This is a genomic window from Sulfitobacter sp. R18_1, from assembly GCF_017743915.1.
In the GTDB taxonomy this organism is placed as follows: domain Bacteria; phylum Pseudomonadota; class Alphaproteobacteria; order Rhodobacterales; family Rhodobacteraceae; genus Sulfitobacter; species Sulfitobacter faviae.
The window spans coordinates 21,827-43,525 of record NZ_JAGHRG010000013.1 but is presented as its reverse complement, the minus strand read 5'-3'; the positions used below and the strand labels follow the sequence as shown (position 1 = coordinate 43,525).

The window sequence follows — 21,699 nt, the reverse complement described above, 5'->3', positions numbered from 1 at the left end:
TCCCATGATGCGCAAAACTGTCCTTACCCTTCTTTGCCTTATGCTGCCGCTGCAAGCCGCCGCACAGGCCTACCGGGCCGAGAACCGGCTGATCGTCGTGCCCCTCACCGCGCAGGAGTTCGAGGTGATCGAAGACCACGGCGCGGGTGCGCGTCACATCTGGTGCGCCGCGGCGGAGTTTGCGCAGGACGTGCTGGGCCTTCCGCGCGGGGAGCGGCTATTTATCAAAACGCCCCGCGGTCCGTCGGTCAGCGGTGTGGGCCGTACCGGCGTCGTTTACACCACCAACCCTGAGCGGGTGAGCGGCGACAGGGGGCAATCCTATTCCGTCACGATCAAACGCGCGGGAGAGAACCTGCCCAGCCACCATGCCCGGCAGTTCTGTCTGGATCGCATAATAGAGTTGCGGGATTTCTGAACCGGGCAAGCCGTTGTTTTCACGCGGTGGCGGGCTTATTCTGCGGGTATTGTTACGACGGGTTAATCTCATGCGTTTTCTGCTCGCCAGCTTGTTTCTGACCCTTGGCATCAGCCAAGCCCATGCCCATTGCCACCAGCGCAGCGCCACGGTTCTAACCTGTACGATTGACCATGGGGCGAAGCAGTTGGAGGTCTGCCTCGAAGGGGGAGAGGTGATCTACCGCTTCGGCCCGGCTGACACGGCCAGTCTGACCCTGAGCGCTCCGATCACGGAGGTGGCGCATCAGCCTTGGCCGGGCATAGGTCGCGCCATCTGGGAAAGCACGACCTTTCGGAATGGCGCTTTTACATATGAGGTCCATAGCTCTTTCGACAAACTCGATCAGATCAGCGATGGCGGGGTGACGGTGCGCGAGAATGGGCGCGAGATCGCCTCGCTTTCTTGCGACAGGGGGTCAACGGAACTGGGCCTCTTTGCGATAAGCGACGCGAAAGAGGCGGCAGGTCAATGTTGGGACGCTGAGGCGCAGCACTGGGGAGCCTGCTGAGATGCAGACAGTTTTTACCATTCAAACCCGCGGTCAGGCGCTCTACGAGTTCACGGATGACGTGGCCCGCTGGATTGCGGGGCAGGGGGACGGGCTGCTGACGCTCATGATGCAGCACACCTCGGCCTCTCTGCTGATCCAAGAGAACGCCGACCCGGATGTGCAACGTGACCTCTTGGCCTATTTCGCCCGGCTGGTGCCGCCCGCCGATGCGCCAGAAATGAGCTATCTCACGCATCTGATGGAAGGGCCGGATGATATGCCCGCGCATATCAAGGCCTCGGTCTTGCCGGTGACCCTTAGCATCCCCGTCGCGCGGGGGCGGCTGATGCTGGGCACGTGGCAGGGCATCTACTTGTTCGAGCATCGCGACGCCCCGCATCAGCGGCGCATCGCGGCGCATTTCCGGCCCGACTGACGCCGGACCGGGCAGGGGTCACCCCGTCGGCATCAGGTGAATTTCCCGCACCGCCGCCCGCGCGGGCGCTTCGAGCGCATGCATCACCGCATTCGCCACGTCCTCAGGTTGCAGCTTGTCGGGTTTGGCCCCGTCGAAAAAGGCGGTGTCGACCATGCCGGGTGAGACCACCATGCAGCGGCCACCCCATTCGGCCATCTCATCCGCCAGATTGCCCGCGTAGCCGTGGATAAACCACTTGGTCGCCCCGTAGATCGACCCTTGGATATGACGCCGCCCGGCGGCAGAGCCGGTGACGACATATTGCCCCGTGGTCTTGCGCAGATGCGGCATGGCGGCATGGGCGGTATAGAGCGCGCCCATGATGTTGAGGTCGACCATCGCTTTCCAATCCTGCGGGTCGCCATTCTCTGTCCCCGCTGGGCTGGTGCCGCGCCCGGCATTGGCAAAGGCGGCGTCGACCTGTCCGAAGTGGTCGGCCAGTTTGTCAATTGCCTGTTTCTGCGCGTCGTAATCGGTGGCGTCGCCCACAAGCACGAGTGCTTGGTCGCCAATCTCGGCGGCGAGGTCGTTCAGCTTGTCTTCACTCCGGGCAAAGAGGCCGATGTTCCAGCCCGCCTTGGCGGCGGCGCGGGCGGTGGCGGCGCCGATCCCGCTGGAGGCGCCGGTCAGGAAAAGTGTCTTGGTCATGGTATGCTCCGTTTATAGCCTTCGTTGACCAACGCGGCGGCATGCCGTTGGGTCCATGACACATATTTGAACGCAAGATATAGCTGTGGAAATCTTCTCTACCCAAAACCTCGCGGCTCCCCTATAAGTTTTGACAAGAGGGCCGCGCGCCCCACAAGTGAGGCAGGATGAAGAGGGGGACGGCCGATGCGCTGCCCGTTTTGCGGAAATATCGACACCCAAGTGAAAGACAGCCGCCCGGCCGAGGATCACGTCTCGATCCGGCGCAGACGGTTCTGCCCGGCCTGCGGGGGCCGCTTCACCACCTACGAACGGGTGCAACTGCGCGACCTTGTGGTCATCAAAACCTCCGGCAAGCGCGAGGATTTTGACCGCGACAAGCTGGAACGCTCGATCCGTATTTCCATGCAGAAACGCCCCATTGATCCCGAACGTATCGATCAGATGATCTCGGGCATCGTGCGCCGGTTGGAAAGCATGGGCGAGACCGACATCAGCTCGAAACATATCGGTGAGATCGTGATGGAGGCGCTGGCCCGGATCGACACCGTGGCCTATGTGCGTTTCGCCTCTGTTTACAAGAACTTCCAAGCCGCGGACGATTTCGACAAATTCGTTCAGGAACTGCGGCCCGACGCCCTGCCGGAAGAGTGACCGGCGAGCGGGTGAGCGACGCGCGGTATATGGCGCTGGCGCTGTCCTTGGGGCGGCGCGGGCAGGGCAACGTCTGGCCCAACCCGGCGGTGGGCTGTGTCATCGTGCAAGGCACGCGGATCGTCGGGCGCGGTTGGACCCAGCCGGGCGGGCGCCCCCATGCCGAGCCGCAGGCGCTGGCGCAGGCGGGTGCGGCGGCGCGGGGGGCGACGGCCTATGTCACGCTTGAACCCTGTTCCCACCACGGCAAAACGCCGCCCTGTGCGCAGGCGCTGATCGACGCAGGCGTGGCCCGCGTGGTGATCGCCACGCAGGATGACGACGCGCGGGTCAACGGGCGCGGCATCGCGATGTTGCAAGATGCCGGGACCGAGGTCTCGGTCGGGCTGCACGAAGATGCGGCCCGCGCGGATAACGCCGGTTTTTTCTGCCGCACCGATCTGGGCCGCCCGATGCTGACGCTGAAGCTGGCCAATTCCTTTGACGGGCGCATCGCCACCGGCACGGGCGAAAGCCAGTGGATCACCGACGCCCCCGCGCGGCGGCTGACCCATGCCATGCGCAGCCGTCATGACGCGGTGATGGTCGGGGCGGGCACCGCCCGCAAGGACGACCCGAGCCTGACGGTGCGCGGTCTCGGGCTTGCCCAGCAACCGGCGCGCGTCGTCGTCTCCCGCAGGCTCGACCTGCCGTTGATGGGGCAACTGGCGCGCACGGCGGCTGAGGTGCCTTTGATCCTCTGCCACGGTGCGGATGCCGATCCGGCTTTGGTCAAAGCTTGGGCCGACCTGGGGGCGACGCTGCTGCCCTGTGCCGCACGCGGGGCGCAGTTGGACCCGCAGGATGTGATGCGGCAATTGGCGGCGCATGGTCTCACACGGATTTTCTGCGAGGGGGGGAGCGCCTTGGCCGCCTCGCTTATCGAGGCGGATTTGGTCGACCGGCTGGTGGGGTTTACCGCCGGGCTGGTGATCGGTGCCGAAGGTCTGCCCGGCATTGGGGCGCTTGGCCTGTCGCGGCTGGCCGAGGCCCCGCGCTTTGCGTTGCAATCCAGCCAGCAGATCGGGCCGGACCTGCTGCACGTCTGGCGGCGCAACGCAGCCGATTGAGCGCTATCGCCGCCAGAGGTGGCTCTGGCTGGCAAAGACCCCTTGGAGCTTCGACAGCATTCTATTGCCCAACCCGGCGCGGGGCAGGCGGCCCGCGGCCAGCCGTTCGACGACCACCTCGACGGGGCAGGGCAAGCCGCTGACCGGGTCGCGGTAGCGTGGGTAGTCGATGAGTGCGGCATGGACGAGCCCTTCGAGCGCCGGTGTCGCGCGGCGGCGGGGCGGGACATCGTCCCGGTCCTCGGTCAGCCCCCAGCCTGCGTAGAAAGGCGCGCCCAAGGTCACCACCGGCACCCGGCGGAGGAGCGCTTCGAACCCCAAGAGGGAGGTCATGGTCCAAACCGCGTCGACTTGGCTGAGAAGCGCCACCGGGTCGGCCCGGTGCAGGATCAGATCGGCCTCGCCCGCCTCGGTCGCGCCTTTGCGCAGGCCCGCTTCGACATCAGGGTGGGGTTTGTAGAGGATCACGGCATCCGGGTTTGCGGCGCGGGCGGCGGCCAGCAGGGCCGCGTTGCTGCACACATCGCCCGTGCCGGTGAGGATGGAGGCGTCGTCTTCCACCTGTCCGGGGACGAGGATGCGCCGCCCCGGCGGCAGGTCGGGCGCAGCACCGCCGAGGTTGTATTTGCTGAGGCCCGCCCCGGTGAGCGCCGCGATCAGCGCGCGGGCGCGGGCCAGTTGATCGGGGCGCAGGTCTGCGCGTTTCGCGATCCATTGCTCTAACCGGCTGGGTCCTTGGGGATCGTAGTAAATGCCCAGATCGTCGCAGACCAGCGACAGGGGCGGGACCAGTTCGGCCCCCAGCCCGCGCGAGCGCAGAAACCCGTCCTCGACCCGCAGCGCATCTTGGGGCGCGTCATCGGCCTTGCTGGCCCAGACCATGGCGCGGCGGGGCGGCTTGGGGGTTTCTGCCGGGCCTTTGCGAAAGCGGAGGGGCGTGGTCGTTCCGAAGAACTGTTGCAGCGGGCGGCGCTTCCACAGGCGCATGCCCCATGCGTCCCAGCCGCGATGATCCTCTCGCCATGCGCGGGCCTGCGCGGCGAGGGCGGTGAGGGCCGTCTCGAAACTGCCGAGTTCGTCGCGATAGGGGTCATACCACGTCGGATAGAGGATCATCGCGGCGGCGAAGAGTTGCGCGCGGCTAAGGCGACGCTGGCGGCGTTGGACGGGGAATTCATCCTCCGTCAGCCCCCAACCGGCATAGAAGGGCTGGCCGAAGACACGCGGCCTGTGGCCAGCAAAGATCGCCTCGAACCCCATTTGCGAAGAGACCGTGTAGACACCCACCGCCCCTTCGAACAGTGCCCAAGGGCTGATGGGATCGGTCAGCAGGGTGATCCGGTCGTTGGTATCCTCGGGGCCGTAATGTCCGGCGCGGTAGCCCTGTGCCGTCTCGGGGTGGCTCTTGATGATGACCCGCGCGCCGGGGTGTTCCTCTTGCGCGAAGACAAGCATTTCCAGAAACCGTGCACGATCCGCGCCTGAGGCGGTGACGGAGGCATCGCCGCGGGTCTGGTCGATCACCAGCACATAGCCCGGCTCCGGCGCGGGCATGTCGGGGTCAAAGCCCGCATATTTCGTCAGATGCGCCTCGGCCATCTGTGCCATGCCGCCCCGGGCGCGGTCCAGAAGGGCGGTGTCGTCCAGCGGGTGATGGGCGAGCAGCTCTTCGAGGTCAGAGGGCTGGGCGGGGTCGAAATGCGCCCCCCGGCTGTCGATCAGCAGCCCCAAGGGCGGCTCGCCCGCGCGACCGGGGTGGAGCGAGCGCAGCCATGCGTCCTCCACCCGGATCACCGGCACGCCGCGCTTGGCCGCCACGGCCAGCCCGCGATGCGCGGTGGGGGAGTTGCCCCAGACCGCCACCGCATCATCCGGCCCGGGCAGGCCAAGGCGTAGGGAATGGCCCGAGAGTTGCAGGATGCGCCGCAGGCGGCGCTGCGTCAGAAATCCACCGTTATATACGAAAAGCCGCCGGCTCCTTTCGGGGCCGGCGGCGGGGTATTGGTATGGGTCAGCTTCGAATGCCACCGGGGTGGATCATTCGGTCAGCGAGGTGATGCTATCCGCCGAACCCGCCGTGCCGGTGATGGCCGAGATTACCTTGCTCCACTGGGTGAAGGGCGCTTCGGTCACATAGATCGTGTCGCCGTCGCGGATCACGAAATCGCGGGCCATGAACATGCCGTTGGGTTTGGTCAGGTCGGTGACATAGACCATGCGCTGCGCGCCGGTCAGATCGCTGCGGCCCAGCACCTGTTCGGCGACTTCCTCGGGCTCATTGCGGAACACGAAGACGCCGGTGGGGTCGGCCGAGAGGGGGCTGAGACCGCCCACCTGCGCGATGCCTTCCAAAAGCGAGAGGTTTTGCGATTCAAAGGGCACGCGGGCCTGTCCGCCGGTGGCGCCAAGCGCGGTGAAAGAGCGGGTGTCTTCCTCGACCAAAATCCGGTCGCCCGGCCGCAGGGCGATGTCGAGTTCGGGGTGGTCATAGAGGTCTTGGAACCAAATCTTACCGCGCTGCCCACCACGGATCACGGTGACCTGTGCGATTTCGGGGATGATGGTTACACCGCCCGCGCGTGCCAGCATGGCGGCCAGCGTGCGGGTCGGACGCTCGATCGGGTAGACGCCCTGTGCCCCGATGGAACCGATGAGCGAGACGGTCGAGCCGTCACCGGCGGCGCGGCGCACTTCGACCTGCGGGTCTGGGGTCTGCTCGCCGAGCTTGTTGGTGATGATGCGGCGGATCGCTTCGGGCGTGTTGCCCGCAGCGCGAATGCGGCCCGCGTAGGGGATAAAGATAAAGCCCGCGCCATCGACCTGCACCTCTTCCAGCATGGTGGCCGGGGCGCCTTCGACGCCGAGAAGCGGATCGTCCACGTTTTCATAAACCGTGATGCCAAGGATATCGCCCGGCTGGATAGTGTCGGAACCGACCCGGCCCGCATTCTTGAAGCTTTCCGAAAAGCCAAGCGCCGGGGCCACGGCGGTGGCGCGGGTCACACGGTCATTCACGCTGACGACAAAAGCATCGCCTTCGCGCTGAACAGAGCCTGCATAGATTTGCCGTTTGTTCGGTCCGACCTGCGGCAAGCCACATGATGAGACGACGGCCACCGCCGCCAGCGCTGCGATGGGACGCGCCCACCGGAAAGATACGGATTTCACTGCCCGGTCTCCTCGACCTGAAATATCTGCCTCGAAATCGCCAATTGTTTTGGCGTATTACTTTGCAACTTAGCGCAGCCTAACGAAAAAATCTACAGGCCGGAATGGGTTAACTCAGGTGACGACCCGCAACTGTTGCCGAGGGGCCGCGGTGCCCTGTTCCAGCGCGTCATATGGATCGTCGGGCGCGAGCATCATATCGACCACTTGGCGCAGCAATTGCCGCCGCCCCCGCGCGGCATAGAACCCGCCCGGAACCTGAGAAGTTTCAAGGAGATAGCGGCGGTAGTCCTTATAGGCGCGGTTGTCGGGGCGGCTGGCCGCGGCAAAGAAATCCGGCAAAGGCTGGTCCGACACGAACTCTGGCTGGGAATAAACCGCCCGGCCAAAGACCTTGAGGGGGATGCCACGCCAAAGCACCTGTTGCCCGGCGGTGGAGTTCACCGTGACCGCGCTGCGGGTGTCGTTCAAAAGCTGTGCCAGCTTGCCGCCGCGGACGAAATGCACCCGGTCTGAAACGCCGAAGGCACGCGCCAGCCGTTTGACATCGCGCCGCACGGGGACGCGGCCATCCTCCAACGGATGCGCCTTGATGACGAGGTGATGGTGCTGCGGCGCGCCCTTGGCAAAGCCTTCGATCACCAACTCTAGGAAATCGGCCATTGTGTTGAAGGGCGAATGTTTCTGGAATGAGGAATCATGCTCCAACTGCAGCAGCGCCAGATGGTAGGGAAAGCCGCCCAGCCGGATCTTCAGCGTGGCCAGCAGGCGGTCGGCGGCCAGCACCGGCATCAGCAAGAGCCGCTTGAGGTAGAGGCGGAATTCCTTGGTGACCGGCAGGCTGCGATGGGGTTTGAAATTGCGGTAGTCGCCGTTCCGGAACATCACGAACCAATGGTAAAGCGCGCCGTAGAAGATGTGGTGGCGCATGTCGCCCCAATGGCCGGGGGGCAGGGGCGCTTCCATGTCTGAGCGGGCGAGGGCGGCCTGCATCTGGGGAATGGTCATCTCCATCAGCCGCGAATTGCCGTTCGAGCCGCCGCGCTCATAGGTGACCCAATAGGGCCGCATATAGCCCTCCTCGAAGACATGGACGGTGATGCCACGGCGCTTGGCCTCGGCTACGGCTTCGGCGTGGATGGGCCGGGTGTCGCCGTAAAGCACGATGTCGGTGACCTGCTTGTCGTCCAGCAGACTGGCAAAGACGCCCGGCCAATCCTCGACCCTGCCGCGATAGGGGATGTAGGTCGACGGGTGAAACCAAAAGGCCCGGTCGCCCGCGTTGAAGCCCACACGCCAGACCTCGGCCCCTGCGCGGCGCAGCATCTTGCCCAGACTGTTAAAGAAAGGGCCATGCGGTCCTTGCAGGAACAGGAAGGTTCTGGTCGGGGCGGCGGTCACGGTCATTCTGGTCCTTCGGTGGGCATTTGCCCTCTTAACCACCATATAATAGGGGCGACAATGTGGCGTCACCCGCTCTTGCCTGTGGCGGTGACCGGGTTTACCACTGCGCGGAACCAGCAAAGGAGCCTACCCCATGTTCACCGGCATTATCACAGACGTTGGCACCGTGACCAAGCTGGAGCAGGAAGGCGACCTGCGCGCGCGCATCCAGACCGGCTATGACACCAGCGGCATTGACATGGGCGCCTCCATCGCCAGCGACGGCGTCTGCCTGACCGTCGTGGGGCTGGGCGAGGATTGGTATGAGGTGCAGATCAGCGCCGAGACCGTGGCCAAGACCAACCTCGGCCAGCACTGGCGCGAGGGCAAACGCGTGAACCTCGAACGCGCTCTGAAGGTGGGTGACGAGTTGGGCGGGCATATCGTCTCGGGCCATGTTGATGGCGTGGCCGAGATCATCGAGATGAAAGACGAAGGCGACAGCACCCGCGTGACCCTGCGCGCGCCCGAGGATCTGGCGCGGTTCATCGCGCCGAAAGGCTCGGTGGCGCTGAACGGCACCTCGCTGACGGTGAATGATGTCGATGGCTGCGATTTCGGCATCAACTTCATCCCGCATACCAAGGAGGTGACAACTTGGGGCGATGCAGGCGTCGGCGATCTGGTGAACCTCGAAATCGACACGCTGGCCCGTTACGTGGCGCGTTTGAACGAGATGTGACGCCGCGCCCTTCGGGGCGCGCTCTGGCCAAGCGGCGCGGGTCAGGCTAAGAGCCGGGCAACAGATAGATGGAAGCAGCCGATGCAATTTGACAAACCCGGACCGGTCGAGACAGGGCTGAGCGATGCGATCTCGCCCATCGAAGAGATCATCGAAGACGCCCGCCAAGGCCGCATGTTTATTCTGGTGGATCATGAGGACCGCGAGAACGAAGGCGATCTGGTGATCCCGGCTGAGTTTGCCGATGCCACGGCGATCAATTTCATGGCGACCCATGGGCGCGGGTTGATCTGCCTGCCGATGACGGCGGAGCGGGTAGATCACCTCGGCCTGCCGATGATGGCGGTGAACAATTCCTCGCGGCATGAAACGGCCTTTACAGTCAGCATCGAAGCGCGGGAGGGTGTCAGCACCGGCATCTCTGCCGCCGACCGTGCGCTGACCGTGGCCGTGGCGATCTCGGAGCAATCCGGTTCGGCGGATATCGCCACCCCCGGCCATGTCTTCCCCCTGCGCGCCCGCGATGGTGGCGTGCTGGTGCGGGCAGGCCATACCGAAGCGGCGGTCGATATTTCGCGCCTCGCGGGGCTGCACCCTTCGGGCGTGATCTGCGAGATCATGAAGGACGACGGCGAAATGGCCCGTCTGCCCGATCTGGTGGAATTCGCCGCCGCGCATGGGCTCAAGATCGGGACGATCAGCGATCTCATCACCTACCGCCACAAGCACGACAACCTGCTGGTGGAGCGCGACAGCCGCACCGTGACCTCGGCTTACGGCGGCGATTGGCAGATGCGGGTGTTCTCCGACCAAATCACCGGGACCGACCATGTGGTGCTGACCAAGGGCGACATCTCAACGCCCGAGCCGGTGCTGATCCGCACCCATGCGATCAACGCGCTCGAAGACATCCTCGGCCTTGGCCCCAGCCCTGCGGACGAGTTGCCCCGTGCCATGCAGATCATCGCCGAAGAGGGGCGGGGGGCGGTGGTGCTCTTCCGCGATCCTTACCCGCGCCTCAAACTCGACCCAGAGGATGACGACCGCCCGCGCACGATCAAACGCACCGGTCTTGGCGCGCAGATCCTCTCGACAATGGGGCTGCATGAACTGGTCCTGCTGACCGACAATCCAGACACGCGCTATCTGGGCCTCGACGCCTATGCGCTGGAAATCGTGGGCACCCGGCCCATCACTACGGAGTAATCGCCATGGCATCCGCCGAAGAGCATACCATCCTGCCGCGCCCCAGCTTTGACGAACCGGTGAAGCTGCTGATCGTCGTCTCGCCCTATTACTCGGACATTGCGAACGGCCTTTTAACCGGCGCCAAGGCCGAGTTGGAGGCTGCGGGCGCCAGTTATGAGGTGATCGAAATGCCCGGCGCGCTGGAGATTCCCACCGCCATCGGCATTTCCGACCGGGGCAGCAATTTCGACGGCTATGTCGCGCTTGGCTGCGTGATCCGTGGCGAGACCACGCATTACGAGACCGTCTGCAATGACAGCAGCCGCGCCTTGCAACTGCTTGGCCTGCAAGGGCTTTGCATCGGCAATGGCATCCTGACGGTCGAGAACAAACAACAGGCCGAGGTGCGCGCCGACCCCGAGGGGCAAAACAAAGGCGGCGGCGCGGCCGCTGCGGCCTTGCATCTTATCGCGCTCGCTCGTAAATGGGGCCGCCAGAGCAAGGGCATCGGGTTCAAGCCATTCGGGCAGGACACTTTGATGGCCGGCGACACGGATGGATCAAACATCGCATGACCAGCAACGGGCCTTCGGGCAACCAGAAACGTAAGATGAAGTCGGCCTCGCGGCTCTATGCCGTGCAGGCGCTGTTCCAGATGGAGCATTCCGCGCAGACGGTCGACGTCGTGCGTCACGAATTCATCGACCACCGTTTCGGCGCCGTCTATGAGGGCGACGAGATGCAGGAGGGGGATGTCGATCACTTCTCTCGCGTGCTCGAAGATGCGGTGAACTATCAAGCGCCGATCGACCAGATGGCCAACCGCGCCATCGTCGCCAAATGGGCCATTGCGCGGATCGACCCGACCCTGCGCGCCCTGTTCCGCGCCGCCGGCGCCGAGTTCCGCCATGACGACACGCCGCCGCGCGTGGTGATCAAGGAATATGTCGACGTGGCCCATGCCTTCTTCCCCGATGGGCGCGAGCCGAGCTTTGTTAACGCCGTGCTTGACCATATGGCCCGCGAGGCGCGTCCCGAAGCGTTCTAAACGCGCGGGAAAGTGGCCCCGAGGGGGCCATCTACCACATTGATGTCTTGGGAAAGTGACGGGAACCGCGCCTGCCGCTGCTGTTTTATATTCCCGAGGACCTGTATGTACAGGTGGGCGCCAGGTAACCGAACCAGGGCTCGGACAGAGCCAGCTCCCTCGGATTTGCTTAAGGCCACTGGAATGTAACGTTCACGAACAGGGCAGAACCCGTCGAACCCCGATGTAGGGGCCAAGTGGGGCTGCGGCAAGGGGGCGGAAGTGGATTTGCAAAACTTCTCTGCCCCGCTCAATCTTCGGCGGGGATAAAGCCATAGCGGCGCAATTCTTCGGGCAGCAGCACATAGATTTCATCGGGTGGCGTGACCAGCGCGTGCTGCATCACCATCGGATCAATGCCCATATCATCAAGGTATCGCATCACCTCACCTTGGCCGCGCTGGATGTCCTCCACAGCGACAAAGGCGGGCAGAATCGTGCTTTCGCCAAAGTAATGCTGATGCACCCCGACCGAGGCGCTCTCGGGCACCGTCCGTGTCGCGCCGGCGGCCAGTAGATAGGGGCAGGCGGAATAGCAGATGTCGCCCTCCCGTAGCGCGGTGTTTAGCCCTTCGCGCCGAAGATAGCGGCCGAGTTCCAAAGCATCGCGGACCGATCCGCCGGGGGAATTGAGATAGATTTCCTCGGGCGCGGGCGTCAGTTCGCTCAACTGCTTGATGATCCGCTCCGCATCGCCCGCTTCGATGGCCCCTTCCAGCAGCGCCGCCCGCCCGCCCGAGACGGGGGTGAGCACCAGCCGGTCGGGCAGGGCGGTCTCGGGCATCGGCTGGCCGGGGGTCGGCGCGCGTTCGGGGCGGAAGCGCCGGGTCTGGTCGCCGGGGCGGATCGGCTCGGTCAGTTCCGGGGCGCGCGGGCCTAAGCCCGGCAGGCGCAGCCCTTCCCCCAAGTCCCCCCAGAACAGCAGCACCGCAAGGCCAAGTTGGAAGATCAGCACGCCGATCAGCACCCGCCCGACAATCGGCTTCCGGTGGGAGGCCTCGGCTTCTGGTGGGGTCTCCTCGCTCATGTGCTTTTGATCGATGTGACGGGGCCGGGGGCCGGTTCTTCGGTCGCATCAGCAGCAGGCGGCGCTTCGGCGGCGGGGCGTTTGTGGGCGGGGCTTTCCTGCATCGCCACATCGACATCACGCACGGCGGCCAGCGCGGCGCGCAGTTCTGCAAGGGTCAGCGTGTCTTCGACCGCGGCCCCCTCCCGGCCCGAGCGTATCGCCCCTTGGGTGATGGAGAGGATCAGCACCAGTACGGCGGGCAACAGGTCAATCGCGATGGCCCCGGCCCAAGAGGGCACGAAATTGCGCGCATAAAGGATCACCGCATCGGCGCTGGAGATCGGCGTATAGGTCGTGTCGGCGGCGGGCGGCATGGCCTGCACGTCCTGCGCCGCGCGCTCCAATGTTGCTGCACGTTGGGCCAGCACCTCCAGAACTGAGGTGATCGTCGCGCCTTGCGCGCCGCGTTGCTCTTCGTTGCTGCCGTCAAGCTCAGGCAGCACGACGGAGGCCGCCAAATCCTGCGCCGCGCGTTCCACCAGCGGGGCCACGGAAAGCTGCCGCAACCGGGTGATCAGACCTGCAAGCCGCACGGCCTGTTCGGAAAACTCGACCGAACGCGCCTCGACCGGGCCGGGCTCTACCGTAAGGGCGCGCATCCGGCTGAGGATCTGGTTCCCTTCGGCAAAGGCGTCATTCACCAGCGGGGTCTGGGTGGCGATCTGCGCCTCCAGCGCGCCCAGTTCCGCCGACTTCTGCCGCAGCACCCGGAACACCGCGCCGCGCCCGGCAAGGCCCGACAGGCTGCCAGCCGCCTCTTGCTCGCTCAGGTCCTCAAAGCTCTGTCTGACCCGCGCCACGTCCCGCTCAAGCCCTTGGGCCGACAGGGCAATCTCATGTGTGCGCTCTAACGCGCCTTGGTAGTCTTGCACCGTCTCGGCCAGATGCTGCTCCACTGCCGCCGATCCGGCAAGCGCGGCGGCGTTCAGCCAACTCGACATCGCGATGATCGCCACGGAGCCGAGCCCCATCGCCCCCAAAAGCCCCATCCGCGCGCGTGTGGTACGCACAGCGGGGAAGAGCCTCAGCAGATAGGACCAGAAGACGAAAATCCCTACCGAGACCGCCACCGAATAGGCGATCGCGGCAAAGGCCGACATGGCGCCGTTGTCATCCAGCAGCGACGAGACGCCGAGATAGGTGTAAATGCCCGAGGCCACGGCCAAAACGCCAAGCGCCGTGCCCGAGAATGTATCGAGCCATGTCAGGTGGCCCTCCAATTCACGGGCGTAACGCACCCCGCGCGCCTGCGTCTCACTCATCGGTTCGCGTTGTGCCATGGGCCTCCCTCGCTCTGCTGGGGTGAAGATAGGGGGTCACGGGGGAATTACCAAACTTTCCGGTGCTGCCCCTTGTGGATGTTCATCAAATGTTCATATTTGTCGCCATGATGGAGAATGACATACGACAACTCCAACCCGGCCAATTACTGGCGCGGGGGGTGATGCGGCATTTGGCCGATCTTGGGTTCGCCTCGGTCGAGGAGCTTGTGCCGACGCGCGGTTTGCGGGTCGACGTGATGGCGCTTGGCCCGAAGGGGGAAATTTGGATCGTCGAATGCAAATCCAGTCGCGCCGATTTCATGGGCGACGCAAAATGGGAGGGCTATTTGGAATGGGCCGACCGGTTCTTTTGGGCCGTGGACAGTGATTTCCCGGTAGAACTGCTGCCCGAGGAAAGCGGCCTCATCATCGGTAACGCCTATGGGGCCGAGATTGTGAGGATATGCGATGAGACCAAGCTTGCGCCCGCCCGGCGCAAGGTGATGGTGCAGAAATTCGCGACCCATGCCGCCCGGCGCCTGCATCGCCTACGCGATCCCGACATGGTGCCGAACTGGTCTTGAAAGGGGGCGTGATCTGAGGTCGCTCGTCTATATCGTGGGCGAACCTGCGCGTAGGCGGCTTAGCGCCCTTTTTTGCCCGCGCGGTTCGCGGCGGCCATGATCTCTTCCGCGATTTCGCGGGCTTCTTCCGGGGTGAAATCCATCGGAATTTCAACGCCGCCGCCTTCGACGAAAAGGCGGACCATGCCCTTGTCTGTCGGGCCGATTTGCAGGTTTGCTTCGATGTCGCGTTCGGTGTCGATGCCCATGGGAGCCTCCGGTTTGGTGGGGCTTATCGCTAGCGCGGCATGGGCGGAAAGGCAAGATATCTTGGCGGGTTGCGGCGCAGGGCGGGGGGGCGCGTTGGCCTTAGGTGACGGATGCATCATCACCGTTCTGGAAGAGGGTGTGGTGCCGTTCTGGCGGATCGGGAGATTGCCGCGACGCGCAGCTTGGAGACCGAGGGCGGAATCGCCGTGTCATCCACCCGCGTTTCCCGCATGAGTGCCGATGACACAGGGCGCGCAAAAAATCTGACGGAAACCGGCATTTCTTCTGACTTTGAGGTCTTGCATTCCTCCGCCACGGGCGCTAAATCCGCCCCAGTGCCGCCTTAGCTCAGTTGGTTAGAGCGCTTGATTGTGGATCAAGAGGTCCCTGGTTCGAGACCAGGAGGTGGTACCACCCCCCCATTTCATTCTATCTGCGCTTTGGGCCGAACGGCCTTTTTGCGGCGCGCGGCATGATGCTGCCAACGCGCTGGCACCCTAACCCATGGTAAATTTTAGATTTTCTGGAACGTTCTGTCCGAGCTTTCGTTGTGACCATAGCAAATAACGAAGAGGAGAGAGACATGAAAACGCTTACAGCCAGCACCCTTGCCCTGACACTCGCAGGCACCGCCGCTCTCGCTGAAACGCATATGACCGACCATTTCAACGTCGACAGCATGCAGATGAACGAAATGCGCGGCGATCTGATCCGCTCGCGCGATATCACCGGCGGTGAGATCTACACCCTCAACGAAGCCGGCGACGAATGGAGCCCCAACACGGCCTATAACGAAATTGGCGCCGACTGGAACGAAATTGGTGAAATCGAAGACATCGTTCTGTCCAAAAACGGCCAGATGGTCGGCATCGTGGCCGAAGTCGGTGGCTTCCTCGATATCGGTGACAAACACGTCATGATCTCGACACCCGATGTGAACCTCGTGGCCGTCGATGACCAGACCTACGCCTATGTCACGCGTCTGAGCGAAGAAGAGCTCGAAGCGCTGCCCGGCGTTGACGAAGGTTTCTGGGACTAATTTAAGCGATTAACGCTTAAGTTAAATTCTTGGACCCCGGCGTGTAGCTATCCGCGCCGGGGTTATTCGTGAATGGGCTTAGGCCAGCTTCATCACGATGCAAGTGGTGGAGCCTGTGGCATAAAGCTTGCCATCTTCGACGCCGCGAATCTCTCCATGTGCGACACCGGTCGAACGGCCCACATGATCGGTCACGCCGATGCAGTCGATCTCCATCCCTAAGGGCAGGCCGCGCAGGATATTAATCTTGTATTCCAAAGTGGTATAGACCGAGCCGCGGGGGACTTTTGTCATCACCGCGCAGGCCATCGCTGAATCGAGCAGCGTCCCGTACCAGCCGCCGTGCACCGTGCCCATCGGGTTCGTCATAGCAAAGCTCGGCGCGCCGCGAAAGACGATGCGGCCCTCTTCGACCGAATGCAGCGCATAGCCCATGGTCTGGCCGATGGGCGGGCCGGGGTTGGTGCCGTCGAGAATGGCCTGCATGAACTCCAGCCCCGAAAGCTTGAGCGCTTCGGATTGGGACAAAAGGTCAGCAGGGCTTTGGGCGATGCGGGGCATGGTCTTCTCCGGCAAGTGAATTTCGCCGGAGGATACGCCCGCGCGGGGCAGGGGCAAGCCCCCCTTGCCAGAGGGGCGGCGCTTACGCGACGTCCGAGAGATCGACCTGCGGGGTCACACCGATGGCACGGCAGACGTCGCGGGTGAGTTCCGCGCGGTTGAGCGTGTAGAAATGCAGCGCATCCACGCCTTCGTCGATCAACTCGCTGCACAGTTCGGTGCACATGGCTTGGGCCAGCAGGTCGTGTCGGTCATCGCGGATCGCGGCCTCATAGGCTTGGTCGACCCATTCCGGGACCGGCGTGCCGCATTTGACGGCGAACTTACGGGCCGAGGTCCAGTTCACCACCGGCAGGATGCCCGGCGTGATCGTCTTGTCGATGCCTGCTTTCACACAGGCATCGCGGAAACGTAGGAAGGTCTCCGCCTCAAAGAAGAACTGGGTCAGCGCCTCATCCGCGCCCGCGTCGAACTTGCGTTTCAACCAGTCGATATTGGCCTGTTGGTCTGCCGCTTCGGGGTGGGGGTCGGGGTAGGCGCCCACGCGGATTGTGAATTTGCCGGTTTTCGCCAGCGCCTCGATTAGCTCGCAGCTGTCGGCGAAGCCTTCGGGGTGGGGCACGAACTTGTCGGTGCCCGCTTGCGGGTCACCGCGCAGGGCGACGATGTCTTTGATGCCCGCTTCGCCGAATTTATCGGCCACGTCGAGCGTCTCTGCCCGGCTGGCGCCGACGCAGGTCAGGTGGCCTGCGACGGGCAGGCCCGAGGTGCGGTGCAGCACATGCGCCGAATCATGGGTGAGATCGCGCGTGGTGCCACCCGCGCCGTAGGTGACGGAGAAGAAACGCGGCGCCAGCGGGGCCAATGCCTGCGCCGCATCCCACAGTTTGAACGCCGCGCCAACGGTGCGGGGCGGGAAGACTTCGAAGGAAACGGCAGGCGTGGTCATTGAGAGATCCTTTTGGCGGTTTCACGTCTTGTCTCACATCTAGGCTTGTGAGACAAACTCATAACATTCATCTTGAACATGAGTAATGCCTCAAATGCACATTGAGTTCCGTCACCTGCGCACAATCAAGGCCATCCACGAGGCGGGCGGTTTGGCCCGCGCGGCGGATCAGATGAATATCACGCAATCGGCGTTAAGTCATCAGGTGAAGGGGTTGGAGGATCAGGCGGGGGTCGAACTCTTTGTGCGGCGCTCGAAACCGTTGAAGTTATCGCCCGCCGGGCAGCGGCTGTTGAAGCTCGCGCAGCAGGTCTTGCCGCAGGTCGAAGCCTTGCAGGACGAGTTTTCGGGTCTGCGGGCGGGCAGCACGGGGCGGATGCATATTGCGATCGAGTGTCACGCCTGTTTCGAGTGGCTCTTCCCGGTGTTGGAGCAGTTCCGCCGCCATTGGCCGGATGTGGATGTCGATATCCGCCCCGGTCTCGCCTTCGACGCGCTGCCTGCGCTTTTGCGGGAAGAAGTTGATCTGGTGGTCTCCTCGGACCCTGAGGAACTGCCGGGCGTCGAATTTGTCGAGCTGTTTGATTACAATCCGGTTTTCGTGGCCTCGCAGAACCACCCGCTGGCCGAGAAACCCTTTGTCGAGGCGGCTGATTTTCGCGGGGAGACGTTGATTACCTATCCGGTGGAGCGGGCCCGGTTGGACGTGTTCAGCCAGTTGCTGATCCCCGCCAAGGTCGAGCCTGCGGCGATCCGGCAGGTGGAACTGACGGCGGTGATCTTGTTGCTGGTGGCGTCAAACCGCGGGATCTCGGTCCTGCCGGATTGGGTGGTGCGGGAGGTGAAATATTCCTCCGATTACGTCACGCGGCCTTTGACGGCCGAGGGGATCACGCGACGGCTTTATGCGGCAGTGCGGCGGGATGACCTGGGCAAACCGTTTATGGATGAGTTGCTAAAGCTGGCCGGGCAGGAGGCGCGGAAGTTGCAGCGGGCCTGAGCGATGGCCCGGCGCCTGCGGCTTGGCTCCGGGCGGGGTGGGTGAACGCGTCGTTCCACAAGGCGGAACGACGCATTCCAAAGCTTACTTCACCTTAACGATAGCCTTGCCGGTGTTCCCGCCGTTCAGCATGTCGATAAAGGCCTGAGGTGCATTCTCCAGCCCTTCGGTGATGTCCTCTTTCACCTTCACGCGGCCATCGGCGACCATCGGCGCCACTTCGCGCTGGAACTTCGGCATCTGGTCCCAGTGGTTCGAGATGATGAAGCCGCGCACGGTGAGGAAGTTCACCAAAATCGTGCGCCATAGCCGCGGCGCGGTGAGGCCAGCGCCTTCGGCATCGGCACCCAGTCCGCCCGCGTTATACCATGCGATCATGCCGCAAAGCGGGATCCGGCCATGGGGGTTCATCAGCGGCAGCACCGCATCCAGCACCTTGCCGCCGACGTTTTCGTAATAGATATCAATGCCATCCGGTGCGGCCTCTTTCAGGGCGGTGCGCAGGGATTTGGCATCGTCATAGGCGCGGTGATCAAGGCAGACGTCAAAGCCGAAATCGCGGGTGGCGATCTCGCATTTCTCGGCTCCGCCTGCGATGCCCACAGTGCGCAGCCCTTTGGCCTTGGCCAATTGCCCCACCATTGAGCCGACGGGGCCGGTGGCCGCGGCCACGACGAGGGTCTCGCCTTCTTTCGGTCGGCCGATGTCGTTCAAACCGTACCAGCCGGTCAGGCCGGGCATGCCCAGCACGCCGAGCGAGGCGGTGATCGGCACGCCTTCGGCATCGACCTTCTGACATTGTTTCGCCGGGGCGACGCCATGGGTGGCCCAGCCGAAGGCGCCAAAAGCAAAATCGCCCTCGGCAAAGCTTGGGTCATTGGAGGCGATCACCTTGCCCACGCTGCCACCTTCCATCAGCCCGCCGATCGGCACAGGTTCGGCATAGGATTTCGCATCGTCCATCCGGCCCCGCATATAGGGGTCGAGCGACATGTAATGCACTTCGACCAGAATTTCGCCGTCGCCCGGCTGCGGGATATCCGCCCTTTCAAGGCGGAAGTTCTCGGGTGTCGGTGCGCCATCGGGGCGGGAGGCGAGGACGATTCTCTGCATCTGGTCGGACATGGGGTTTCCTTCGTGCTGGTTGCTACAGCGTCCAAGGTGTTCCCTCGCGCTCTGAATGCAACCCGTGAGGTGCGCAAGAATCAATAAGCGGTGCAGGTTTCTGCCCCCTTGGCAATTGCGCTCTTGCGCCCTATACGTCCCGCCTTATCCATCAAAGGGCGCGAACAATGATCGGCAGTGCGAATCTCAACATCATGATCAAGGCGGCACGCAAAGCGGGGCGTGCATTGGTCAAGGATTTCCGCGAGGTCGAGAACCTTCAGGTCTCGGTCAAAGGCGCGGGCGATTTCGTGACCAAGGCCGACATCGGCGCCGAGAAGATCATCAAAGACGACCTTATGGGCGCGCGCCCGACCTATGGCTGGCTGGCCGAAGAGGGCGGCGAGGAAGAGGGCCAAGACCCGACCCGTCGCTGGATCGTCGACCCGTTGGATGGCACCACCAACTTTCTGCACGGTCTGCCGCACTGGGCCATCTCCATCGCGTTGGAGCATAAGGGCGAGATCGTCGCCGGTGTGGTCTTTGACCCCGCCAAGGATGAGATGTTCTTTGCCGAGAAGGGCACCGGAGCTTGGATGAACGAAGGCCGCCTGCGGGTTTCGGGCCGTCACCGCATGATCGAGTCGATCTTTGCCACGGGTCTGCCTTTCGGGGGGCGTGCCGATCTGCCTGAAACGCTCAAAGATTTGGGCCGCCTGCTGCCCGTCTGCGCCGGTGTGCGCCGCTGGGGCGCGGCATCGCTCGATCTCGCCTATGTCGCCTCGGGCCGTTACGATGGCTTCTGGGAGCGTCGTTTGAAGCCATGGGATGTGGCCGCGGGCATGTTGATCGTCAAAGAGGCCGGTGGCCTTGTCGAGCCGATCCGCCCTGAGCGCAACATCCTGCAACATGGTGAGATCATCTGCGCGAACGAGCCGATCTATTCGACCTTCGCCAAGACGATCCGCGGCTGATCACTCGATCGCGACCGTCTGGCGCAATGCGCCGGTCAACTGGTCAAAGATCAGGATCTCATCCGCATCCGTCACCACCGCATACCAGCCGCGCCCTTGCGTAAATGCTTGGGCGCTGCTGCCATCCGGCAGGGTGATGCTGCGCGGCATGGTCGGGCCTTCATCGCTCAGGCGGGTGACAAGCACGAAGATCAGCACTAGAACCCCGCCAATCATCACGACGGTCAAGACCGTCACCATCCGCCGCAGAAACCGCAGGTTCGCCGGTTCATCAGGGTTGTCCGTGTCCATGTCTCACCGCCGCATTGATTTCATTCTGAACGATAGCCCGCCCGCCCGTCTTGATAAGGCGCTGGCCCGCGATGTGCCAGAGGAAGCGAACCTGTCGCGCACCCGTTTGGGGCGTTTGATCACCGAGGGCGCCGTCACGCTGGACGGTGTCGTGGTCCAAGACCCCCGCGCCAAAGTGGCCGAAGGGCAGGCGGTGCAGATCACGGTCGAAGAGGCGGCGGAAAGCCACATCCTGCCCGAGGACATCCCCCTTTCGGTGGTCTTTGAGGATGACGAACTGATCGTGATCGACAAGCCCGCGGGCATGGTGGTGCATCCTGCGCCGGGCTCGCCCTCCGGCACCCTGGTCAACGCATTGCTGGCGCATTGCGGCGATGACCTCTCTGGTGTGGGCGGAATGAAACGGCCCGGCATCGTGCACCGGATTGATAAGGATACCACTGGTCTGCTCGTCGTCGCGAAGTCTGATGCGGCGCATCACGGGCTGGCGGCGCAGTTCGAGAAACATACCGTCGAGCGTTATTACCAGACCCTCGTCTATGGGGTGCCGGATGCCAATGACCCGCGCCTGCGGGGCGTCAAAGGCGCGTCCTTCGAGGCGGGGAATATCCTGCGGATGACCACCCAACTGGCGCGGCACAAGACCGACCGCCAGCGGCAGGCGGTGCTGTTTCAGGGCGGGCGGCACGCGGTGACCCGCGCCCGCACGGTTGAGCGTTTTGGCACCCCGCCGGTGCTGGCGCTGCTGGAATGCTGGCTTGAGACGGGTCGCACGCATCAAATCCGCGTGCATATGTCCCACGCGGGCCATGGTTTGGTGGGGGATGCGACCTATGGCGGGCGGCGCAAGCTGGCCAAGACGGCCTTGCCTGAGGCCACCGCCGAAGCAATCCGTGCCTTCCCCCGCCAAGCGCTGCACGCCGCCGTTCTGGGGTTCGAACATCCGGTGACTGGTGAGAACCTGCGTTTTGAGGCACCCCTGCCGCCCGATATGGCCGCCCTGTTGGACCTGCTGCGCGACGGCCCCACCGCCCCATCGGCGTGACCCCGCCGCCCCGCGGAACCGCCTAAGGATCGGTTACGTTTTGTTCACAGAAACTGTGCAGTCATGAACAAAAGCGTGAATGCTTCTGTCTTGAAAGCACGAAGGGGGCCGCCCATATTGCATGTTAAGCGAAATAACATAGGCCCCGATTAAACTGGGGAAAGG

At 63.7% G+C, this 21,699-nt stretch carries 25 protein-coding genes, 1 tRNA gene and 1 other RNA gene; 15 read left to right on the top strand and 12 right to left on the bottom strand.

Annotation, left to right across the window (positions count from 1 at the left end):
• Nucleotides 1–4 precede the first annotated feature (4 nt).
• From J7392_RS21325 to J7392_RS21315, 3 genes are all read left to right on the top strand, one after another.
• A complete protein-coding gene (locus J7392_RS21325; RefSeq protein ID WP_247744698.1) occupies nt 5–418 on the top strand; it encodes a hypothetical protein in 414 nt (137 codons plus the stop codon).
• Between the two features lie 70 nt (nt 419–488).
• A complete protein-coding gene (locus J7392_RS21320; RefSeq protein ID WP_209219327.1) occupies nt 489–968 on the top strand; it encodes a hypothetical protein in 480 nt (159 codons plus the stop codon).
• 1 nt (nt 969) lies between these two features.
• A complete protein-coding gene (locus J7392_RS21315) occupies nt 970–1,386 on the top strand; it encodes a secondary thiamine-phosphate synthase enzyme YjbQ (protein ID WP_209219326.1) in 417 nt (138 codons plus the stop codon).
• Nucleotides 1,387–1,404: 18 nt separating this feature from the next.
• Here the strand turns inward: J7392_RS21315 and J7392_RS21310 are convergent, their stop codons facing one another.
• The gene (locus J7392_RS21310) at nt 1,405–2,076 is read right to left on the bottom strand and encodes an SDR family oxidoreductase (protein ID WP_209219325.1); all 672 of its coding nucleotides are present in this window, start codon (nt 2,074–2,076) and stop codon (nt 1,405–1,407) included.
• Nucleotides 2,077–2,262: 186 nt separating this feature from the next.
• On the opposite strand from J7392_RS21310, the gene nrdR reads away from it, so the two are divergent.
• Nucleotides 2,263–2,730: a transcriptional regulator NrdR gene (gene nrdR, locus J7392_RS21305; protein WP_067264800.1), complete on the top strand. Its 468-nt coding sequence runs from the start codon at nt 2,263–2,265 to the stop codon at nt 2,728–2,730.
• Nucleotides 2,731–2,759: 29 nt separating this feature from the next.
• A complete protein-coding gene (gene ribD / locus J7392_RS21300) occupies nt 2,760–3,839 on the top strand; it encodes a bifunctional diaminohydroxyphosphoribosylaminopyrimidine deaminase/5-amino-6-(5-phosphoribosylamino)uracil reductase RibD (protein ID WP_209219381.1) in 1,080 nt (359 codons plus the stop codon).
• 3 nt (nt 3,840–3,842) lie between these two features.
• On the opposite strand, the gene J7392_RS21295 is transcribed toward ribD, so the two are convergent.
• The 3 genes from J7392_RS21295 to J7392_RS21285 all read right to left on the bottom strand — a co-directional run bounded on the left by J7392_RS21295 (nt 3,843) and on the right by J7392_RS21285 (nt 8,414).
• Nucleotides 3,843–5,867 (bottom strand): capsular polysaccharide biosynthesis protein, encoded by a 2,025-nt coding sequence (locus tag J7392_RS21295; protein ID WP_209219324.1) that lies wholly within the window; start codon nt 5,865–5,867, stop codon nt 3,843–3,845.
• A 9-nt stretch (nt 5,868–5,876) separates the two neighbouring features.
• Nucleotides 5,877–7,007, bottom strand: coding sequence for a polysaccharide biosynthesis/export family protein (locus J7392_RS21290; protein WP_197470901.1), 1,131 nt, complete (start codon nt 7,005–7,007; stop codon nt 5,877–5,879).
• A 114-nt stretch (nt 7,008–7,121) separates the two neighbouring features.
• Nucleotides 7,122–8,414: a capsular biosynthesis protein gene (locus J7392_RS21285; protein ID WP_209219323.1), complete on the bottom strand. Its 1,293-nt coding sequence runs from the start codon at nt 8,412–8,414 to the stop codon at nt 7,122–7,124.
• Between the two features lie 130 nt (nt 8,415–8,544).
• On the opposite strand from J7392_RS21285, the gene J7392_RS21280 reads away from it, so the two are divergent.
• The 4 genes from J7392_RS21280 (at nt 8,545) to nusB (ending at nt 11,368) form a co-directional block, all read left to right on the top strand.
• The gene (locus tag J7392_RS21280) at nt 8,545–9,132 is read left to right on the top strand and encodes a riboflavin synthase (protein ID WP_209219322.1); all 588 of its coding nucleotides are present in this window, start codon (nt 8,545–8,547) and stop codon (nt 9,130–9,132) included.
• Between the two features lie 81 nt (nt 9,133–9,213).
• Nucleotides 9,214–10,338, top strand: coding sequence for a 3,4-dihydroxy-2-butanone-4-phosphate synthase (gene ribB / locus J7392_RS21275; protein ID WP_209219321.1), 1,125 nt, complete (start codon nt 9,214–9,216; stop codon nt 10,336–10,338).
• A 5-nt stretch (nt 10,339–10,343) separates the two neighbouring features.
• Nucleotides 10,344–10,895 (top strand): 6,7-dimethyl-8-ribityllumazine synthase, encoded by a 552-nt coding sequence (locus J7392_RS21270; RefSeq protein WP_209219320.1) that lies wholly within the window; start codon nt 10,344–10,346, stop codon nt 10,893–10,895.
• Nucleotides 10,892–11,368 carry a transcription antitermination factor NusB gene (gene nusB / locus J7392_RS21265; RefSeq protein WP_067264814.1) on the top strand — a complete coding sequence of 159 codons (477 nt, stop codon included), beginning with the start codon at nt 10,892–10,894 and terminating at the stop codon, nt 11,366–11,368. Before J7392_RS21270 ends, nusB begins: the two co-directional genes overlap by 4 nt.
• Nucleotides 11,369–11,426: 58 nt before the next feature.
• Here nusB and ssrS read toward each other — a convergent pair.
• The 3 genes from ssrS to J7392_RS21250 form a co-directional block, all read right to left on the bottom strand.
• Nucleotides 11,427–11,581: non-coding RNA, 6S RNA (gene ssrS, locus J7392_RS21260), on the bottom strand.
• Nucleotides 11,582–11,657: 76 nt separating this feature from the next.
• Entirely contained in the window at nt 11,658–12,434 is a 777-nt protein-coding gene (locus J7392_RS21255) for a hypothetical protein (protein ID WP_209219319.1), read from the bottom strand.
• Nucleotides 12,431–13,756 carry a hypothetical protein gene (locus J7392_RS21250; protein WP_209219318.1) on the bottom strand — a complete coding sequence of 442 codons (1,326 nt, stop codon included), beginning with the start codon at nt 13,754–13,756 and terminating at the stop codon, nt 12,431–12,433. Before J7392_RS21250 ends, J7392_RS21255 begins: the two co-directional genes overlap by 4 nt.
• 89 nt (nt 13,757–13,845) lie before the next feature.
• Between J7392_RS21250 and J7392_RS21245 the strand changes: the two genes are divergently transcribed.
• Nucleotides 13,846–14,322, top strand: a complete 477-nt coding sequence (locus J7392_RS21245; RefSeq protein ID WP_247744697.1) for an MmcB family DNA repair protein — start codon at nt 13,846–13,848, stop codon at nt 14,320–14,322.
• Between the two features lie 59 nt (nt 14,323–14,381).
• On the opposite strand, the gene J7392_RS21240 is transcribed toward J7392_RS21245, so the two are convergent.
• On the bottom strand, nt 14,382–14,570 hold the full coding sequence (locus J7392_RS21240) for a DUF6324 family protein (RefSeq protein WP_209219317.1): 189 nt from the start codon (nt 14,568–14,570) through the stop codon (nt 14,382–14,384).
• A 338-nt stretch (nt 14,571–14,908) separates the two neighbouring features.
• On the opposite strand from J7392_RS21240, the gene J7392_RS21235 reads away from it, so the two are divergent.
• Both J7392_RS21235 and J7392_RS21230 read left to right on the top strand, forming a co-directional pair.
• A tRNA-His gene (locus tag J7392_RS21235) sits at nt 14,909–14,985 on the top strand.
• Nucleotides 14,986–15,154: 169 nt separating this feature from the next.
• Nucleotides 15,155–15,610, top strand: a complete 456-nt coding sequence (locus J7392_RS21230) for a PRC-barrel domain-containing protein (protein ID WP_209219316.1) — start codon at nt 15,155–15,157, stop codon at nt 15,608–15,610.
• 78 nt (nt 15,611–15,688) lie between these two features.
• Here the strand turns inward: J7392_RS21230 and J7392_RS21225 are convergent, their stop codons facing one another.
• Together J7392_RS21225 and J7392_RS21220 are read right to left on the bottom strand one after the other, a co-directional pair.
• The gene (locus J7392_RS21225) at nt 15,689–16,171 is read right to left on the bottom strand and encodes a PaaI family thioesterase (protein ID WP_209219315.1); all 483 of its coding nucleotides are present in this window, start codon (nt 16,169–16,171) and stop codon (nt 15,689–15,691) included.
• A gap of 82 nt (nt 16,172–16,253) precedes the next feature.
• The gene (locus tag J7392_RS21220) at nt 16,254–17,120 is read right to left on the bottom strand and encodes a methylenetetrahydrofolate reductase (protein ID WP_209219314.1); all 867 of its coding nucleotides are present in this window, start codon (nt 17,118–17,120) and stop codon (nt 16,254–16,256) included.
• 94 nt (nt 17,121–17,214) lie between these two features.
• On the opposite strand from J7392_RS21220, the gene J7392_RS21215 reads away from it, so the two are divergent.
• Nucleotides 17,215–18,120 carry a LysR family transcriptional regulator gene (locus J7392_RS21215; RefSeq protein WP_209219313.1) on the top strand — a complete coding sequence of 302 codons (906 nt, stop codon included), beginning with the start codon at nt 17,215–17,217 and terminating at the stop codon, nt 18,118–18,120.
• An 84-nt stretch (nt 18,121–18,204) separates the two neighbouring features.
• On the opposite strand, the gene J7392_RS21210 is transcribed toward J7392_RS21215, so the two are convergent.
• Nucleotides 18,205–19,245, bottom strand: a complete 1,041-nt coding sequence (locus J7392_RS21210) for an NADP-dependent oxidoreductase (RefSeq protein WP_209219312.1) — start codon at nt 19,243–19,245, stop codon at nt 18,205–18,207.
• 167 nt (nt 19,246–19,412) lie between these two features.
• Between J7392_RS21210 and J7392_RS21205 the strand changes: the two genes are divergently transcribed.
• Entirely contained in the window at nt 19,413–20,198 is a 786-nt protein-coding gene (locus J7392_RS21205; RefSeq protein WP_067264836.1) for an inositol monophosphatase family protein, read from the top strand.
• Here J7392_RS21205 and J7392_RS21200 read toward each other — a convergent pair whose 3' ends face one another.
• Nucleotides 20,199–20,489 carry a DUF6476 family protein gene (locus tag J7392_RS21200; protein ID WP_209219311.1) on the bottom strand — a complete coding sequence of 97 codons (291 nt, stop codon included), beginning with the start codon at nt 20,487–20,489 and terminating at the stop codon, nt 20,199–20,201.
• On the opposite strand from J7392_RS21200, the gene J7392_RS21195 reads away from it, so the two are divergent.
• Nucleotides 20,488–21,534: an RluA family pseudouridine synthase gene (locus J7392_RS21195; RefSeq protein WP_209219379.1), complete on the top strand. Its 1,047-nt coding sequence runs from the start codon at nt 20,488–20,490 to the stop codon at nt 21,532–21,534. The genes J7392_RS21200 and J7392_RS21195 overlap by 2 nt on opposite strands.
• Nucleotides 21,535–21,699: the final 165 nt, after the last annotated feature.

What these genes read in the sequence shown, in the direction of transcription:
- J7392_RS21325 (WP_247744698.1), top strand. Translation starts at nt 5, where the DNA reads ATGATGCGCAAAACTGTCCTTACCCTTCTTTGCCTTATGCTGCCGCTG.
- J7392_RS21320 (WP_209219327.1), top strand. Translation starts at nt 489, where the DNA reads ATGCGTTTTCTGCTCGCCAGCTTGTTTCTGACCCTTGGCATCAGCCAA.
- J7392_RS21315 (WP_209219326.1), top strand. Translation starts at nt 970, where the DNA reads ATGCAGACAGTTTTTACCATTCAAACCCGCGGTCAGGCGCTCTACGAG.
- J7392_RS21310 (WP_209219325.1), bottom strand. Translation starts at nt 2,076, where the DNA reads ATGACCAAGACACTTTTCCTGACCGGCGCCTCCAGCGGGATCGGCGCC.
- nrdR (WP_067264800.1), top strand. Translation starts at nt 2,263, where the DNA reads ATGCGCTGCCCGTTTTGCGGAAATATCGACACCCAAGTGAAAGACAGC.
- ribD (WP_209219381.1), top strand. Translation starts at nt 2,760, where the DNA reads ATGGCGCTGGCGCTGTCCTTGGGGCGGCGCGGGCAGGGCAACGTCTGG.
- J7392_RS21285 (WP_209219323.1), bottom strand. Translation starts at nt 8,414, where the DNA reads ATGACCGTGACCGCCGCCCCGACCAGAACCTTCCTGTTCCTGCAAGGA.
- J7392_RS21280 (WP_209219322.1), top strand. Translation starts at nt 8,545, where the DNA reads ATGTTCACCGGCATTATCACAGACGTTGGCACCGTGACCAAGCTGGAG.
- ribB (WP_209219321.1), top strand. Translation starts at nt 9,214, where the DNA reads ATGCAATTTGACAAACCCGGACCGGTCGAGACAGGGCTGAGCGATGCG.
- J7392_RS21270 (WP_209219320.1), top strand. Translation starts at nt 10,344, where the DNA reads ATGGCATCCGCCGAAGAGCATACCATCCTGCCGCGCCCCAGCTTTGAC.
- nusB (WP_067264814.1), top strand. Translation starts at nt 10,892, where the DNA reads ATGACCAGCAACGGGCCTTCGGGCAACCAGAAACGTAAGATGAAGTCG.
- J7392_RS21255 (WP_209219319.1), bottom strand. Translation starts at nt 12,434, where the DNA reads ATGAGCGAGGAGACCCCACCAGAAGCCGAGGCCTCCCACCGGAAGCCG.
- J7392_RS21250 (WP_209219318.1), bottom strand. Translation starts at nt 13,756, where the DNA reads ATGGCACAACGCGAACCGATGAGTGAGACGCAGGCGCGCGGGGTGCGT.
- J7392_RS21245 (WP_247744697.1), top strand. Translation starts at nt 13,846, where the DNA reads ATGTTCATATTTGTCGCCATGATGGAGAATGACATACGACAACTCCAA.
- J7392_RS21240 (WP_209219317.1), bottom strand. Translation starts at nt 14,570, where the DNA reads ATGGGCATCGACACCGAACGCGACATCGAAGCAAACCTGCAAATCGGC.
- J7392_RS21230 (WP_209219316.1), top strand. Translation starts at nt 15,155, where the DNA reads ATGAAAACGCTTACAGCCAGCACCCTTGCCCTGACACTCGCAGGCACC.
- J7392_RS21225 (WP_209219315.1), bottom strand. Translation starts at nt 16,171, where the DNA reads ATGCCCCGCATCGCCCAAAGCCCTGCTGACCTTTTGTCCCAATCCGAA.
- J7392_RS21220 (WP_209219314.1), bottom strand. Translation starts at nt 17,120, where the DNA reads ATGACCACGCCTGCCGTTTCCTTCGAAGTCTTCCCGCCCCGCACCGTT.
- J7392_RS21215 (WP_209219313.1), top strand. Translation starts at nt 17,215, where the DNA reads ATGCACATTGAGTTCCGTCACCTGCGCACAATCAAGGCCATCCACGAG.
- J7392_RS21210 (WP_209219312.1), bottom strand. Translation starts at nt 19,245, where the DNA reads ATGTCCGACCAGATGCAGAGAATCGTCCTCGCCTCCCGCCCCGATGGC.
- J7392_RS21205 (WP_067264836.1), top strand. Translation starts at nt 19,413, where the DNA reads ATGATCGGCAGTGCGAATCTCAACATCATGATCAAGGCGGCACGCAAA.
- J7392_RS21195 (WP_209219379.1), top strand. Translation starts at nt 20,488, where the DNA reads ATGTCTCACCGCCGCATTGATTTCATTCTGAACGATAGCCCGCCCGCC.
- J7392_RS21200 (WP_209219311.1), bottom strand. Translation starts at nt 20,489, where the DNA reads ATGGACACGGACAACCCTGATGAACCGGCGAACCTGCGGTTTCTGCGG.